This window comes from Pseudomonas sp., from assembly GCF_036404235.1.
Classification (GTDB): domain Bacteria; phylum Pseudomonadota; class Gammaproteobacteria; order Pseudomonadales; family Pseudomonadaceae; genus Aquipseudomonas.
In genome coordinates, this window is the sequence record NZ_DASWOT010000028.1 from 18,074 (window position 1) to 32,546 (window position 14,473).

The following is a 14,473-nucleotide window of genomic DNA, read 5'->3' on the forward strand; positions in this document are numbered from 1 at the left end:
AAAAAGGGGGTGTGTGCCAGCGGCCAAGTCTAGACCACGAAGCTTTGCGGATGCTCAACTTTCTACTTCCATCCTCTGCATTCCCAGCCTAGGCAACGAGCTAAGACCTTCATCTGCTGTCGCTGTGGGCCGGCATGGTTTTCAAGCGTCGTGTGCGCGAAAAAACCAGCCCCCCACGTACGGCTAAACCTTAACGATAGCGCTCAAGCCAGTGAGCGTAGGGTGCAGGCAGTGTCCAAGAGGCCTTTTCAACACCCAACTCCTTAGCCGCAAAGTACGCCCAGTGTGGGTCGGCCAGGTGCGCACGCCCCACTGACACCAGATCGAGTTGACCGGCCTGCAACGCTCCTTCTGCCAATTGCGGCGTACCAAAGCCCCAGGCTGATGTTACTGGCAAACCGGCTTCGCGACGCACGCGCTCGGCGATTGGGCCCATGAACGCCGGCCCCCAGGGGATATTAGCGTCGGGCGTGCTGAAGCCAACGCTGACGCTGAGCAAGTCCAACCCACCGTCCTTGAAACGACGGGCAAGTTCGATAGATTCGCTCAGAGTCTGCTCATCACGCCCGTCATATTCGATCACGCCGAAACGCGCGGTTAGCGGCAGGTTTTCTGGCCAGACTTCGCGAACTGCGGCGAGGGTTTCCAGCAGGAAACGGCTGCGGTTATCGAAACTCCCACCGTAGGCATCGGTACGTTGATTGGAATGCTCAGAGAAAAAGCTTTGAGCCAGGTAACCGTGAGCGAAGTGCAGTTCGATCCATTCAAAGCCTGCGTCACGGGCGCGTCGGGCGGCGTCGACGAAGTTCTGGCGAACCCGGGCGATGTCTTCCAAGGTCATCGCCTTTGGGACATTCGGCAGATGAGCGCCGAAAGCGATGGCCGATGGCGCAATGGTTTGCCAAGCGCGGGCATCGGAAGCGGGGATATGGTCGTCGCCTTCCCAAGGACGATTAGCGCTGGCCTTACGGCCAGCGTGCGCAATTTGGATGCCCGGCACCGAGCCAGCGGCCTTGATGGCTTGCACCATAGGGACGAAGGCTTGCGCGTGCTCGTCGCTCCAGATCCCCGCGCAACCGGGCGTGATACGGCCCTCAGGTGCAACGGCGGTCGCTTCGACAACCAGCAAGCCAGCGCCACCGCGAGCCATGCTTGCGAGATGGACGTGATGCCAGTCGTTGACGATGCCGTCTTCAGCCATGTACTGGCACATTGGCGGTATAGCGATTCGATTGCGCAGAGTAACGTCTTTCAATTTGAAGGGTTCGAACAGGAAAGCCATGGGAATACTCCAGAGGCGAAGGGATAATTTTAATTCTGTTATTCGATTCTAATCGAACTATGATAATTACCGATAGCCCTGTTATTATTCGGGCCATGCGAACCTTCAAACACCCCACCATCGAAAACCTGACTCTTGAACGCGTCCTGTACGCTTTAAGTGACCCTATTCGCTTGGAAATTGTCCGCTGCCTTGCAGGGGTTCTTGAGGCCAGTTGCGGCGAGCTAGACGGGGGACGGCCGAAATCCAGCATGTCTCATCACTTCCGTGTTTTACGCGATGCAGGGCTTGTTCATACCCGCAACGTGGGAACAACACATATGAATTCGTTGCGTGCCGACGTGCTTGACGATCGGTTCCCTGGGTTGCTCAAAAGCATTCTTTCCCAGCAATAGCCAGACCGGCGGTGAATGCCCACGTGTTGAGTTTTTTGATCGTCGAAGGGACGCCCCCATGCAAGCAGACCTGTTCCTGGATCGACCCGAAGGGCTGAATCTGCTGCCTTCAGAGGGTACTGTGAACGATTTCGGGATTGTCCTGAGCAAGACTGAAGCTGACGTTATGTTCTCACGCCTGATATCAGACATTGCCTGGCAGGCCGATACGGCGCTTATCAATGGCAGCATCATCGAAACCAGGCGCCAAGTGGCGTGGTATGCACAAGCCCCATCGCACTACCTCCACTCCGGTATTTTGAGACAGTCGTTACCATGGGATGTCGAAATCCTTGACTCGCTGAGGGCTAAAGTTGAGCGCTTGACCGCTACGGCGTTCAACTCCTGTTTGCTCAATCGTTATGAGGATGGCACCCAAGGCATGGGATGGCACAGCGACAGTGAGGCGACGGGTGAGCACGCCGTGATCGCGTCACTGAGTCTGGGGGGCACTCGAAAGTTTGCCTTCAAACACAAGCGCTCTGGTGAACGTCGGGAAATAGCTTTGCACCATGGACAACTGATTGTGATGCGAGGGGACACGCAACGATATTGGTTTCATGCCCTGACGAAGACCAACACATCGGTCGCCCCGCATATCAGCCTGACGTTCAGAAGGTTCCCGTAGCCTGCAATGCACGCACGTTTTCAACTCATCGCCGCGCCTCACCAACTCCCTCCCAGGCTCTCCGTTAACCGTGCCTTTCCTGAAAACGCTTGTATAAACACTGATAGTTTCTATAGAGTTCACCACGCACTGAACAGCCGATCTCGAGTATCGCCAAGCCCATGACACAAAAGACCACCAAGTCCACGCTTGCCAAACTCCGTAGTCGATCTTCGATTGGTGCGGTGCGCAGCCCGCAAAGCACAGAGGCGATCCTCGAAGCGGCGGCTGCCATCCTTGAAGAGCAAGGGTATCGGGCGTTCACCATGGACGCGCTGGTCGAACGCGCAGGCTCCAGCAAGCCGACCATCTACCGGTGGTGGCGCAGCAAAGGCGCGTTGCTGCGCGACGTTTACGAACGCGCAGCGCTGACGTTCGTCACCTCCCCCGACACCGGAGACCTGGAACAGGATTTGGTCGTGCATTTGCGCTCACTGTGGAGCTGGTGGCGGTCGTCCAGTGCCGGGGAAACCCTGCGCAGTTTCTTCATTGAGATCCAACTGGATTCAAAAGCCATTGCCGAGTTTCGAGATGAATTTCTACCGCGCCGCGAGCTCACGTTACGAAGGATCTTTGCCCGAGCCGTCAGCACCGGGGAAATTGTCGATGGCCCTGCGGTAGAAGTGGCTGTCTCCATGCTGACTGGGATGTCCTGGCTGCACCTGATTACCGCGAATCTGGAGAACCTTGATGACATCGACAACTCCGTCGCGGTGATCGTGAAAGGCCTGAGAGTTCGCTAGCCAGGGGGCTGGCCCCTTTTTTTGTGCATAACGACACTAACAGTTTTTATAGAAGCACTGCTGCCCTACCCCGTATTTGTTGCACGCCAGAGAACACCGTTGATGAACACTCGAAAAAACCAGGCGTCCAGACGCTCATTCGCCATCAAGGCATCAGCCGTCGCGCTGTCGATCCTGCTGACTGGATGCTCCTACAGTGACTTGCAGCCCCAGTCGCGCCTGCAACCCGTCGGGGATGCCGGTGAAACTCTGGCCCAGAGCGCAGTCACGCTCTCGCCCGCCGCTTGGCCTGCCGAAACCTGGTGGACCAGCTTCAACGACAAGCAACTCGACAGCCTGGTTGATGAAGCCCTCGCACAGAACCCGACGTTGCGCTCCGCCGTCGCCCGTGTACGCCAGGCGGGCGCGCTGGAAGCCATCGATGGTGCTTCGCTGCTCCCACGTGTGGACGCCGCCGCCAGCACCACCCGTGAGCGATTTAGCGCTAACGGCACTACCCCCGCCCCGGTAAAGGGCACTTGGCAATATGTCGATCAGGCAACCTTGAACGTTGGTTATGAATTGGATTTCTGGGGTAAGAATCGCGCGGCCGTCGAGGCTGCCGTAGGGCGCCGACATGCCCTGGAGGTGGACAGCCGCGCAGCCGCGCTGATGTTGTCAGCGTCCGTTGTGCAAACCTACATCGCCTTGCAGGATACCTATGAGCAACTGGATGTCGCGCAAGCGTTGCTGGACCAGCAAGTCCATATCGAAAAGCTGACACAGCAACGCTTTACCGCCGAATTGGGTACCCAGATCGATATCAAGCAATCACAGGCATCACTGCCTGCCAGCCGGGCCAATATTGCGGCCCTCAAGGAAATGATCGAGCTGAACCAAAACAAGCTCGCGTCATTACTGGGCCAGGGGCCTGACCGTGGACGTACTATTGCCCGCCCTCATCTGCGGGCCAGCAACAGCGTGGTTTTGCCCAGCAATATCCCGGCGGAACTGGTGGGCCACCGTCCCGATGTGGTCGCCCAACGCTGGCGCGTAGAAGCATCCGGGCATGAGATAGAAGTGGCCAAGGCACGGTTTTATCCCAACGTGAACCTGACGGCTTTTGTAGGGTTGCAAAGCCTGGCGTTCGATACCTTCAACGACCATAGCAGTCGAATCCTGGGTTTTTCGCCCGCGATCAGCCTGCCCATCTTTGAGGGTGGCCGCTTGCGCGGCAACCTGGACGCGCAGGACGCCGCGTACGACCTTGCTGTTGAAAACTACAACCAGACTGTCGTCGATGCCCTGCGCGATATCGCCGATCAACTCTCATCGCTGCGCTGGCTGAAAGAACGCCTGGCGCAGCAGATGGAAGCGGTCAATACCGCGCAGGCCGCCTCTGACCTGGTCAACCTGCGCTACGGCGCAGGGCTGGCCACCTACTTGCAAGTGCTGGCCACGCAGAACGCGACGCTGACCCAGAAACGCCAACTGGTCACGCTGCAATCTCGCGCCCTGTCGCTGCAAGCCAATTTAAGCCGAGCGCTCGGCGGCGGCTACCGCCCTGAGTTCTCCGCGACCGCTCCCACCCTCACAACCGTAGTTGATCAATCATGACCACCCCAACACCCTCCTCCGTCGATGCCGCCAAAGCCAAACCGTCCTACCGCCCGCAATGGCTGCTGATATTGGGTATCGTGCTGCTCCTGGTGGTATTGGGGGGCTGGTACCTCTTTGGGCTGGGCAGTGAATCCACCGACGACGCCTATGTAGATGGCAACATCGTTCAGGTCACGTCCCAGGTCAGCGGCACCGTGACGGTCATCAGCGGCGACAACACCGACCATATCGACGCCCATGAGCCGCTGGTCACGCTTAATCCGGTGGATGCCGAGATCCAATACCAGCGGGCCCAATCCAACCTGGCCCGTGCCGTACGCCAGGCGCGCACCCAGTATTACCAGGTGCAGCAGCTACAAGCGGAGGTCAGTCAACGTCAAAACGACGTCCGCAAGGCGCAGGACGATGTGCGCCGGCGTAGCCAACTGGCCGCCAGTGGCGCGGTATCCCGTGAAGAAATCAGCCATGCCGAGGAAATCCTCAAAAACGCCCTCGCCGGCCTCGATGGCACGCGGCATGCGTTGGCCGTGCGCCTGGCCATGGTCGATAACACAACACTGCGCACCCATCCCGATGTGCTAGTAGCCGCCGCTAACTTGCGCGATGCATTTATTGCCCTGCACCGCACGCAGATCTACTCGCCGGTCAGCGGCTTGATCACCAAACGCAGTGTACAAGTGGGTCAGCGCATCAATCCGGGCGTAGCCCTGATGTCAGTGGTTCCGATTGATCAAGTGTGGGTGAACGCCAACTTCAAGGAGTCGCAAATCGAGGATTTGCGCATCGGCCAACCCGCGGTGCTGCGCGCCGACGCCTACGGACGCAAAGTTGTTTTCCACGGCACGATCGTGGGCCTGGATGCCGGCACCGGCAGTGCGTTTTCGTTGATGCCCGCGCAAAACGCCACGGGCAACTGGATCAAAGTCACCCAGCGTGTGCCAGTGCGCATTGCCCTGAAACCTGAAGAAATTGCGGTCAACCCGCTGCGCCTCGGCCTCTCCATTCGCGTGTCCGTGGACACCACCGACACCAGTGGCCAGGTGCTCAACAACAAGTCGCCTCTGCAACCGGCCTACAGCACCAACATTTTTGAGAATGAGCTCAAGGACGCCAACGATGTCGTGGAGCAAGTGATCAGCGCCAACGAAGACCGTGGCCAGATCGCTCAGCAACTGAAGCCTTGACGGGGTGCGCATGTACCGGAAAAACGCTGCCTTGTTGATCACCGTAGGGCTGCTCTGTGCATTGGAGTATCTGCAAGCCGGCATGATCGCGTTTGCCTCGGCGCCGATCCGTGGCGAGATCGACGCCAGCCCCGAAGAATTCACCCTGGTTGCGGCGCTCTACGCATGTATCGCCGTGGTGGTCATCTCGAAACAGCGCTGGCTGGTGGAACGGCTCGGCTGGCGCAATTTCATGCTGGGATCTATCAGCATCTACGTCCTGGGGGCGCTGGTCTGCGGGGTCAGCGGTGACCTGACCAGCTTCACCGTTGGCCGGATAATCATGGCGCTGGGGGGCGCATCCTTTATGACCTCCGCCCGCTTGATGGTGAACTTGCTTCCCCCGGGACCCGGGCGATTCGTCGGCGTCAAGGTGTTCGCCACGGGCCTGGCCAGCGGGACAGCGGCGGCGCCATTTCTATCATCACTGGTGGTGGTAGAAGACACCTGGCACGCAATCTTCTGGTTGCTGATCGCCGGGGCGGTAGCCGCGGGCGTGCTATGCACACGGTTTTTGCCCACGATGCCGATCCACGAAGATGAACGTTCGCCGTCCAGCCCGGCGAATATCCTGTTGTTATCGGTCAGTACGTTCTTCCTGTTGTATGTGCTGCAGCGCTCTTACTACGACTTTTATAACGAGTCGATCATCCTCCTGGCTTTCGCGCTGTTGGCGGCACTGGGTGTGTACATCTTCTTCCACGCCGAACACGCTAAAGACGTCCCGTTCCTCAAGGTCAAGGACCTGATGCAATCGCGCTACATCCTTGGCGTGGGGCTGTTTTGCTTCACGTATATCGTGCTGGGCAGCAACAATTACATCCTGCCGTATTTCCTGCAGACCGGCCTTGGCTACTCCTGGGACACCATCGGCACGTTCCAGGCATTTGGTCTTGGTGGCGCATTACTGTCGTGGTTCGTGATGGCCCTGGTCATCCCCAGGTACCCGGCACCCAAGAAGTTCTTCGTGGTCGGATTTGCCGCCCTGATCAGCTTTGGCCTGCTGCTGGCCTCCCTGACGCTCGATGCCAACATGTGGACCAATATCCTGCCCGCGCTGGTGCTCAATGGTTGCTTTGTGATGCTGGTCCTGGCCACCGCTGCAATGCAGACATTTCGCGATGTCACCCATCACGACACCTTGTTCGCCCATGCCTACCAGATCAAAAGCATGCTCGGGCAGATCGCCATGGCCATCGGTACCACGGTCGCCACCCTATTTCTGCAATGGCGTACTACGTTGCAATACAACAACCTCAACGGGCATTTCAACGCGGGCGACCCGCTGTACCAGGAAAGCACGCAACGCTTGGCGCAGGCACTTACCCCCGCCGTGGGTTCGGGGTCGGCCGATCAGATATCCGTGGCGACACTTACCCAAGACCTGCACCAACAGGCAACCCTGGTTGCCAGCATGGAGTATTTTTGGGCGATCATTGTGGTTGCCAGCGTGGCGTTGTTGGTTTCCATGATGCAGAAGACCTTCAAGTGAAGGTCGCGCAGGAGTAAAGCCAGCGTATCGATGACCGGCTCCGCAGAGCCGGTCTCCCTGCCTTGGGGTCAGAACGGATAAGGCTGGTCGGAAGGCTCGACCGTGACCCATTTCACTTCAGTGAACTCTTCGATAACCGCACTGCCGTCGAAACGGCCATAGCCACTGTTCTTCACGCCGCCGTAGGGTGCCTGCGGCTCGTTTTGCACGGTGGCACCATTGATATGCACGCAACCGGCGTCCAAGCGACTCGCCAGCTCCAGAGCAAGGCTGACGTTGCGGCTGAAGATCGATGACGACAAGCCAAATGCCGTGTCGTTGGCCACTTGCAGCGCCTGCTCGGCGCCTTTCACACGGACAACCGTAGTGACCGGACCAAAGGTTTCTTCATCGTAGATTTCCATCGCCGACGACACTCGATCCACCAGCGTTGGCGCCATTTGCGCGTCCTCCGCCAGCCCACCGGCCACAATGCTGGCACCCTTGGCGACGGCATCGTCGAGCATCTGGTTGATGCGCTTCACCGAGCCATGGGAAATCATCGGGCCCACCACGCTGGCCGGGTTGGTCACAGGATTGCCGTGCTCAAGCGCGCGGATACGTTGCGCGAATTTGGCCACGAACTCGTCGGCCACGGCGTCATCCACCACGAAGCGCTCGGTCGACATGCAGATTTGCCCTTGGTACAGAAACGCCCCGAATATCGCGGCGTTAACAGCGCCATCGAGGTCGGCGTCTTCCAGCACGATAAAGGGCGCCTTGCCACCAAGCTCCAGGAGACAGCGTTTGAGGTGTTTCGCGCAGGTATGGGCGATCATCCTGCCGACGTTGGTCGAACCGGTGAAATTCACCCGCCGCACCGTATCGTGGGCAATCAGCACTTCGGTCACGGCACCGGCATCTTCGGGGGCAGAGATGATGAAGTTCACCACGCCGGCCGGGAAGCCAGCGTCATAGAACGCCTGCGCCAGCAGTTCGTGGGTGCGCGGGCTGTTCTCCGAACCTTTGAAAATAACGGTGTTGCCGCAGGCCAATGGGTAAGCGATAGACCGAGTGCCGAGAAGGACGGGGCCGTTCCATGGCGCGATGCTTAACACCGTACCGGCAGGCTGACGCAGGGTCACCGAAAGCGTGCCAGGCTTGTCGGTGGCCAAGGTTTCGCCTTTGATTTGCGTGGTGAGTGATGCCGCTTCTCGCAGCAGGTTAGCCGAACCACCCACGTTGAACTGCGACCACAGGCGCGACGCACCGATCTCTTCGGCCATCACTGTGCAGAAAAGCTCCATCTTGCTTTCCAGCGCATCGGCGGCGGCCAGCAGCAGCCGGCGGCGCTCAGAGGGGCCGACCTTCGACCAGGTCTTGAACGCTTGCTGCGAAGAGGCCACAACCCGCTGCGCGTCCTCCACGCCGCAGGCGGCGCCGGTGCTGACGACCTTGCCGCTGACCGGATCGATACGCTGGTAGGTCTTACCGTCCGAAGCGGCTTGCGGAACGTTGTCGATTACGAGTTGAACATTCATCTTGGGGTCCTTTGAGGTTGAAAAATCACAGCAGGTCGGCCGCAGCCGGCATGCGTAGAATCGGTTTGATGGTGATGCCGCTTTCGCTGTCGGCCATCGCTTCGTTGACCTGCTCAAACGTGTAGAAGCGGCACAACTTGTCAAACGGGAAGCGGCCCTGCAGGTGCAGGTCGACCAGGGTAGGAATGAATGCGTTGGCAACCACGTCGCCCTGGACGATGCCCATGATTCGTTTGCCGGGGATCATGACGTCGTTGACGTTGAATGCGACTTCGGTGCCCATCCTGGTTGCCCCGACAATCCCGCAGGTGCCCAGGGTGGTGAGGGCATCGATGGCCTGACGCAACACGGGGGCGCGTCCAGAGCATTCGAGGCTGTAATTGACCCCGCCGCCGGTGATCTCGCGGATGCGTTCCACCGGGTCTTCTTCCAGGCTATTGATCACATGGGTGGCGCCCACTTCCAGCGCCAGACTCAGACGACTCGGGGTAACGTCGACAGCAATAATGGTGGTCGCGCCGGCAACCTTGGCGGCCATTACGGCAGCCAGGCCAACCGCGCCGGCACCAAAGGCCGCGAAACTTGCGCCAGCCTCCACCTGCAAGGCTTTGAGCACAGAGCCTGCGCCGGTCTGAATCCCGCAGCCCAAAGGACCGAGCAACTCCAGCGGTGCCTTTTTCGAGACTTTCACCACATTGCGCTCGTTGGCAATGGCATAGGTCGAAAAGGACGACTGACCGAAGAAGTGGTCATGTATCGGTGCATTGGTGCCGCAACTGCAGGTGGAGGTACTGCCGTCCAGTCGGCCGCCGCCAAAATTCAACGGGTGCATATGGGAGCAATGCGCGGGATGACCTGTCTCGCAAGGCAGGCACAACCCGCAAGACATATAGGTCATGACGACGTGATCACCCGGGACGATGGTGGTCACCGCAGACCCGACCGCTTCGACCACACCCGAGCCTTCGTGGCCCAGAACCATGGGCAGCGGCGTGGGAAACAGCTGGTCACGCACGACCATATCGGTGTGGCAAACACCGGTCGCCACCACCCGCATGCGAACTTCGTCCGGTCGTGGTGCGGCCAGCTCTGCGCGTTCGAGCAGGAGTTTCGCACCGCTTTCGCGGAGCACGGCAACAGTCACTTCGATGGGGTTGAGAGTGTTTTGGGGCATAGTTTTATCCTTGCTGATTAAACTCTTTCCAACCGAGCAGGATGCGAGGCTCTGCTAGGTCCGATTGCATGTCATGGTTCCATAACCAGTCGAAACGACTGGCCAGGGTGCTCGACAGGAGGGGGTCTCGATCTTCGACCTAGAGGTCGCGAAATTCGTAGAGTTCGCCGGCTTCCCGTGACGTTCGCTGCGCACGGCAGGCGCGAGGCCGTCAAGTCGCGTCATACACCTGAAGGACACGTTGGGCGTCACCGTGCAGCACGCGGGGATCTCCCAACAGCCGCGCGAACAACCAGGCATCTTCCAGCCCTTGCCCTGCACCGGCGCCTTGGTGGGGGAAGCATGGCGTGGGCGGCTCTTGCAAGGGTTGCGCGGTGCGGTCAGCAATCAACTCATAGAGTTTTCCGATTCTTAGTCCTTCAATGGCGCGCACGGCGTTGGCACCGAACGACACGCCGGCACCAACCTCGCCGAAGGCTGGAGCCGCTTCAAATAATGCCACCTGCAGGTGCGGGTGACGGCAGAGATCAAGTGCCAGGGTCACGCCAGCGATGCCGCCGCCGACGATACCCACTTGCAAGGCAAAATGAGGGCTAGTCATGGGTAAACCTCATGTATGTTTTTGGTATGGATTGATCATGACTATTCACAAAGCATTGATAAATGCCCTCTTACCCATACGAACTATCACCAACCTGAATAATTGCTACCTCCCCAACGCCACGGAGCGACAAGCCGAGATGAATCGGCGCGAGCTGGATCGGAACCTACTTGTGATCTTCAACCCGTTGCTGGTAGACCGAAGTGTTTCGATGGTGGCCGAGGGCCTCGGGCTGACTCAGCAACGCGCTCAAGCGGTTGCGCACCACGTTCAACTACGAGCTGTTTGTAGATACCCCAGGGGCATGCAGCCGACGCCCTATGCCGCGCCACTGGCACAACCGGTCTCCCAGGCAATCGGCATGCTGCACGGCACGATCAACCGCCAGGACGAGTTCGACCCGTCGACCAGCGAGAAGCGCTTCGTCGTGGCAATGACCGATATAGGTGAAACTTACTGTGTGCCGCGCGGGGGAATTCGCCGCCGACCTGCGCGATTTTTTAGAGGGTGCGTAATGCGCTGAGGGCCCCTACCGCTCCCAGTGGGGATGGCTGAAGCGTTCAGCCAGAAAATTGATCAACACCCGAACCTTGCTCGCCAGGTGTTTGCGAGTGGGATAGACCACGTAGATACCCAACTCGATGGAGCGGTACGCCGGCAGGATTTCCACCAGGGCGCCGTTACGTAAATCCTCGGCGACCATGAAGCTGGGTTGCAAGGCGATGCCTGCGCCTGTGAGGGCAATACTGCGGCAGGTGTCGCCGTTGTTGCAGCGCGCGGTCGAGCGCGTGCGCACAGTCTCTCTGCCGTCAGGCCCTTCGAACTGCCACTCATTGCCCATGGCAAAGTGGGTGTAGGCAATCACGCCGTGTTCGGCCAGGTCGGCCAAGGTGCGAATCGGCGGATGACTGGCCAGGTAGTCGGGGGACGCGCACAGGCACATCCGCGTCCCCGCCAGGCGTCGCCCCACCAGAGACGAGTTTTCCATGCGCGCAATGCGCACCGCCGCGTCAAAGCCCTCCTCCACCAGGTCCACCAGCCGGTCGTTCAAGCTGATGTCCAGCTCGACATTGGGATAGGCCTTCATGAACTCGCCCCAGAGTGGCGCCAGGTGCAACACGCCAAAGCTGACTGGGGCATTCACCCGCAACACGCCGCTGGGTTCAGGTGCTGTGGACGAAACGGCTTCTTCCGCCTGATCCATCAGCGCCAACACCTCACGGGCCTGGTGGTAGAACTGACGGCCCTCCTCCGTTAGCGAAAGCCTGCGTGTGGTGCGATGCAGGAGCCGCGCGCCCAAGCGCTCCTCAAGTGCGCTCACGTACCGCGAGATGGCCGCCTTGGACATCGCCAGCGGCTCGGCTGCGCCCACGAAGGTGCCTTTATCAACCACCGTGCAGAACACCTGCATCTCCAGCGCCCGATCCATAACTGTCTCACTTAGTGGAACTATCTATCACATTTGGCCTTATTTATCTCAAAATCACAACCTATAGACTGAACCCATCGAAATACACATCAACTCAAACGAGGTCGACATGAAAATCACAGTAGTGGGCACCGGCAACATGGGTTCGGCGTTTGCAAAACAACTTTCAGCCGCCGGGCATATCGTTCGTATCACCGGCCGTGACATCGGCAAGGCCAACACCCTGGCCGCGCAGTTCGAAAACGTCAGCGCCTATCCCGCCGCCGAAGCCTTGGGCGACAGCGAAGTCGTAGTGGTTGCTACCGCTTATGAAGACGCCGCCAAGGCCCTGCAAGGCCTGGGCGACCTGGCGGGCAAAGTGGTGATCGATATCACCAACCCGCTGAGCGCCGACTACATGTCGCTGACCATCGGGCATGTCACCAGCGCCAGCGAAGAAATCGCCCGGGCGGTGCCACAGGCTCACGTGGTGAAGGCCTTCAATACCCTGTTCGCCCAAGTGCTGGCAGACGGTCCGACCTTCGCCAATGACCAGACTGGCAGCGTGTTTGTCGCCAGCGACAACGAACGCGCCAAACAGACCGCCATTGCCCTGGCGCGCAGCCTGGGCTGGAACACGGTGGATGCCGGCGCACTGGTGAACGCGCGCTACCTGGAGCCGTTGGCCGGGTTCAATATCTATCTGGGCTATGGCGCAGGCCTGGGCACTTCGATCGCCCCTGTCTGGCTGAACAAGTAATCATTGAACCGAGGAGTAACGCACCATGAACACGTCGTTCCCCCTGCTGTTTGTGTCTCATGGTGCGCCGATGTTTGCCATTGAGCCCGGTCAGGCTGGTCCACGCCTGGCCGAGCTCGGTCGTGAACTGCCGCGACCTGACGCCATTGTCATCCTTTCTCCGCACTGGATGACCCGTGGCGAAGTCAGCGTGACGGCGAGCACCGCCCCAGAAACCATTCACGACTTCGGTGGGTTTCCCGAGGCGCTGTACCAGCTGCAGTACCCGGCGCCCGGCGCACCAGCATTGGCCGCGCACATCGTCGAGATGCTGCAGGACGCAGGCTGGAAATCCCGGTTGGATACCCGCCGCGGTCTGGACCACGGCGCCTGGGTACCGTTGCTGTATCTGGCGCCTAACGCCGACATCCCCGTGGTCCAGGTGTCGATGCCCGCCGGCCTCGACCCCCACCAGGCCTGGAAGCTGGGCCAGGCGCTCAAGCCGCTGCGAGACATGAACGTACTGATCGTGGCGTCCGGCAGCCTGACCCATAACCTGTATGAGTTCCGTGGTGCATCCCGCCACGGCGCCGACTACGTCAAGGAGTTCGCTGCCTGGACAGCCAAGACGCTGCAGGCAGGCAACACCGAGTTTTTACTGGACTACAAACATCACGCACCGTCAGCTGAGCGTGCCCACCCGACGGATGAGCACTTTTTACCGCTGCTCATCGCCCTCGGCGCAGCCGGTGAACACTACGACACGCGTGTGCTGGAAGGCGGCGTGAGTTACGGCGTGCTGTCGATGGACAGCTACTTATTCTCGTCCGCCACCTCTCAACCCCATCAAGGCGTTACCGATCATGCGTGACAACCGTTTTTCCGACGTCGCCCGCGAGCCACAAACCGGTCTGTTCTTGCGCAAAGGCGGCAACACCTCGGCACCTAAAGGCCGCCTGATTCTGCTGCATGGCGTGGGTTCCAACGAAGCGAACCTGGCGCCTCTGGCTGATGCATTGCCTGAGGAGCTGGAAGTGATCCTGCTGCGCGGCCCGCTGCAAATCGGCCCGCAGGGTTTCGCCTGGTACCAGGTGAACTTCACCAGCGACGGCCCATCGTTCAATCAGGAACAGGCTGAATCCAGCCGGCAATTGTTGATCCGTTTCATCGAGACGCAGCCTGCGTTGCCAACCGTGATCGCAGGCTTCAGCCAGGGCGGCATCATGAGCGCCAGCGTGGGCCTCACCGAACCTGAAAAGGTGGCCGGGTTTGCCCTGTTGAGCGGGCGCATGTTGCGTGAGCTTGAGCCTCGCATCGCCAGTGCCGAACGACTCAAATCCGTGCGTGCATTCATCGCGCATGGTCATCAGGACAACGTTCTACCCGTGGCCTGGGCGCAAGAGGCCGATGCCTGGCTGGAGCGTATCGGCGTCGTCCATGAAACACATTTCTACAACATGGCCCACGAGATCGTCGCACAGGAACTGGCGGATTTTTCTCAATGGCTGACTCAAACCTTGCCGCTTTCCCACTGAACAAAAAGGAACTGCACCATGATTGACTCACGTACCGCTCCCTACGCCGCCTTCGT

14 protein-coding genes and 1 pseudogene are annotated in these 14,473 nt (G+C 59.5%); 10 read left to right on the forward strand and 5 right to left on the reverse strand.

Annotation, left to right across the window (positions count from 1 at the left end):
• Positions 1-190 precede the first annotated feature (190 nt).
• Complete coding sequence (locus VGC62_RS03905) at positions 191-1,282, reverse strand: NADH:flavin oxidoreductase/NADH oxidase (RefSeq protein ID WP_331185755.1); 1,092 nt, start codon at positions 1,280-1,282, stop codon at positions 191-193.
• Positions 1,283-1,341: 59 nt separating this feature from the next.
• Here VGC62_RS03905 and VGC62_RS03910 point away from each other — a divergent pair, with 59 nt between their 5' ends.
• From VGC62_RS03910 to VGC62_RS03935, 6 genes are all read left to right on the forward strand, one after another.
• Positions 1,342-1,677: a helix-turn-helix domain-containing protein gene (locus VGC62_RS03910; protein WP_331185756.1), complete on the forward strand. Its 336-nt coding sequence runs from the start codon at positions 1,342-1,344 to the stop codon at positions 1,675-1,677.
• 58 nt (positions 1,678-1,735) lie between these two features.
• The gene (locus VGC62_RS03915; RefSeq protein ID WP_331185757.1) at positions 1,736-2,344 is read left to right on the forward strand and encodes an alpha-ketoglutarate-dependent dioxygenase AlkB family protein; all 609 of its coding nucleotides are present in this window, start codon (positions 1,736-1,738) and stop codon (positions 2,342-2,344) included.
• A gap of 161 nt (positions 2,345-2,505) precedes the next feature.
• Entirely contained in the window at positions 2,506-3,126 is a 621-nt protein-coding gene (locus VGC62_RS03920; RefSeq protein WP_331185758.1) for a TetR/AcrR family transcriptional regulator, read from the forward strand.
• Positions 3,127-3,228: 102 nt separating this feature from the next.
• Positions 3,229-4,722, forward strand: coding sequence for an efflux transporter outer membrane subunit (locus tag VGC62_RS03925; protein WP_331185759.1), 1,494 nt, complete (start codon positions 3,229-3,231; stop codon positions 4,720-4,722).
• Positions 4,719-5,909 carry an efflux RND transporter periplasmic adaptor subunit gene (locus tag VGC62_RS03930; RefSeq protein WP_331185760.1) on the forward strand — a complete coding sequence of 397 codons (1,191 nt, stop codon included), beginning with the start codon at positions 4,719-4,721 and terminating at the stop codon, positions 5,907-5,909. The genes VGC62_RS03925 and VGC62_RS03930 overlap by 4 nt, the downstream gene beginning before the upstream one ends.
• A gap of 10 nt (positions 5,910-5,919) precedes the next feature.
• Positions 5,920-7,440 carry an MFS transporter gene (locus VGC62_RS03935; protein WP_331185761.1) on the forward strand — a complete coding sequence of 507 codons (1,521 nt, stop codon included), beginning with the start codon at positions 5,920-5,922 and terminating at the stop codon, positions 7,438-7,440.
• A 68-nt stretch (positions 7,441-7,508) separates the two neighbouring features.
• Here VGC62_RS03935 and VGC62_RS03940 read toward each other — a convergent pair whose 3' ends face one another.
• The 3 genes and pseudogenes from VGC62_RS03940 to VGC62_RS03950 form a co-directional block, all read right to left on the reverse strand.
• On the reverse strand, positions 7,509-8,960 hold the full coding sequence (locus VGC62_RS03940; protein ID WP_331185762.1) for an aldehyde dehydrogenase: 1,452 nt from the start codon (positions 8,958-8,960) through the stop codon (positions 7,509-7,511).
• A 25-nt stretch (positions 8,961-8,985) separates the two neighbouring features.
• Positions 8,986-10,134: an NAD(P)-dependent alcohol dehydrogenase gene (locus VGC62_RS03945; protein ID WP_331185763.1), complete on the reverse strand. Its 1,149-nt coding sequence runs from the start codon at positions 10,132-10,134 to the stop codon at positions 8,986-8,988.
• A gap of 4 nt (positions 10,135-10,138) precedes the next feature.
• A pseudogene (locus VGC62_RS03950) lies at positions 10,139-10,735 on the reverse strand (NAD(P)-binding protein).
• Between the two features lie 37 nt (positions 10,736-10,772).
• Between VGC62_RS03950 and VGC62_RS03955 the strand changes: the two are divergent.
• On the forward strand, positions 10,773-11,258 hold the full coding sequence (locus VGC62_RS03955) for a hypothetical protein (protein ID WP_331185764.1): 486 nt from the start codon (positions 10,773-10,775) through the stop codon (positions 11,256-11,258).
• 6 nt (positions 11,259-11,264) lie between these two features.
• Here the strand turns inward: VGC62_RS03955 and VGC62_RS03960 are convergent, their stop codons facing one another.
• On the reverse strand, positions 11,265-12,164 hold the full coding sequence (locus tag VGC62_RS03960; protein ID WP_331185765.1) for a LysR family transcriptional regulator: 900 nt from the start codon (positions 12,162-12,164) through the stop codon (positions 11,265-11,267).
• Between the two features lie 109 nt (positions 12,165-12,273).
• Here VGC62_RS03960 and VGC62_RS03965 point away from each other — a divergent pair, with 109 nt between their 5' ends.
• Genes VGC62_RS03965 through VGC62_RS03975 form a run of 3 tightly spaced genes read left to right on the forward strand, consistent with a single transcriptional unit; the run spans position 12,274 to position 14,417 of the window.
• A complete protein-coding gene (locus VGC62_RS03965) occupies positions 12,274-12,903 on the forward strand; it encodes an NADPH-dependent F420 reductase (RefSeq protein ID WP_331185766.1) in 630 nt (209 codons plus the stop codon).
• A 25-nt stretch (positions 12,904-12,928) separates the two neighbouring features.
• Complete coding sequence (locus VGC62_RS03970; RefSeq protein WP_331185767.1) at positions 12,929-13,753, forward strand: class III extradiol ring-cleavage dioxygenase; 825 nt, start codon at positions 12,929-12,931, stop codon at positions 13,751-13,753.
• Entirely contained in the window at positions 13,746-14,417 is a 672-nt protein-coding gene (locus VGC62_RS03975; RefSeq protein WP_331185768.1) for a phospholipase, read from the forward strand. Before VGC62_RS03970 ends, VGC62_RS03975 begins: the two co-directional genes overlap by 8 nt.
• The last annotated feature ends 56 nt before the right edge of the window (positions 14,418-14,473 follow it).

What these genes read in the sequence shown, in the direction of transcription:
- VGC62_RS03910 (WP_331185756.1), top strand. Translation starts at nt 1,342, where the DNA reads ATGATAATTACCGATAGCCCTGTTATTATTCGGGCCATGCGAACCTTC.
- VGC62_RS03955 (WP_331185764.1), top strand. Translation starts at nt 10,773, where the DNA reads ATGACTATTCACAAAGCATTGATAAATGCCCTCTTACCCATACGAACT.
- VGC62_RS03935 (WP_331185761.1), top strand. Translation starts at nt 5,920, where the DNA reads ATGTACCGGAAAAACGCTGCCTTGTTGATCACCGTAGGGCTGCTCTGT.
- VGC62_RS03915 (WP_331185757.1), top strand. Translation starts at nt 1,736, where the DNA reads ATGCAAGCAGACCTGTTCCTGGATCGACCCGAAGGGCTGAATCTGCTG.
- VGC62_RS03920 (WP_331185758.1), top strand. Translation starts at nt 2,506, where the DNA reads ATGACACAAAAGACCACCAAGTCCACGCTTGCCAAACTCCGTAGTCGA.
- VGC62_RS03940 (WP_331185762.1), bottom strand. Translation starts at nt 8,960, where the DNA reads ATGAATGTTCAACTCGTAATCGACAACGTTCCGCAAGCCGCTTCGGAC.
- VGC62_RS03975 (WP_331185768.1), top strand. Translation starts at nt 13,746, where the DNA reads ATGCGTGACAACCGTTTTTCCGACGTCGCCCGCGAGCCACAAACCGGT.
- VGC62_RS03960 (WP_331185765.1), bottom strand. Translation starts at nt 12,164, where the DNA reads ATGGATCGGGCGCTGGAGATGCAGGTGTTCTGCACGGTGGTTGATAAA.
- VGC62_RS03925 (WP_331185759.1), top strand. Translation starts at nt 3,229, where the DNA reads ATGAACACTCGAAAAAACCAGGCGTCCAGACGCTCATTCGCCATCAAG.
- VGC62_RS03970 (WP_331185767.1), top strand. Translation starts at nt 12,929, where the DNA reads ATGAACACGTCGTTCCCCCTGCTGTTTGTGTCTCATGGTGCGCCGATG.
- VGC62_RS03965 (WP_331185766.1), top strand. Translation starts at nt 12,274, where the DNA reads ATGAAAATCACAGTAGTGGGCACCGGCAACATGGGTTCGGCGTTTGCA.
- VGC62_RS03945 (WP_331185763.1), bottom strand. Translation starts at nt 10,134, where the DNA reads ATGCCCCAAAACACTCTCAACCCCATCGAAGTGACTGTTGCCGTGCTC.
- VGC62_RS03930 (WP_331185760.1), top strand. Translation starts at nt 4,719, where the DNA reads ATGACCACCCCAACACCCTCCTCCGTCGATGCCGCCAAAGCCAAACCG.
- VGC62_RS03905 (WP_331185755.1), bottom strand. Translation starts at nt 1,282, where the DNA reads ATGGCTTTCCTGTTCGAACCCTTCAAATTGAAAGACGTTACTCTGCGC.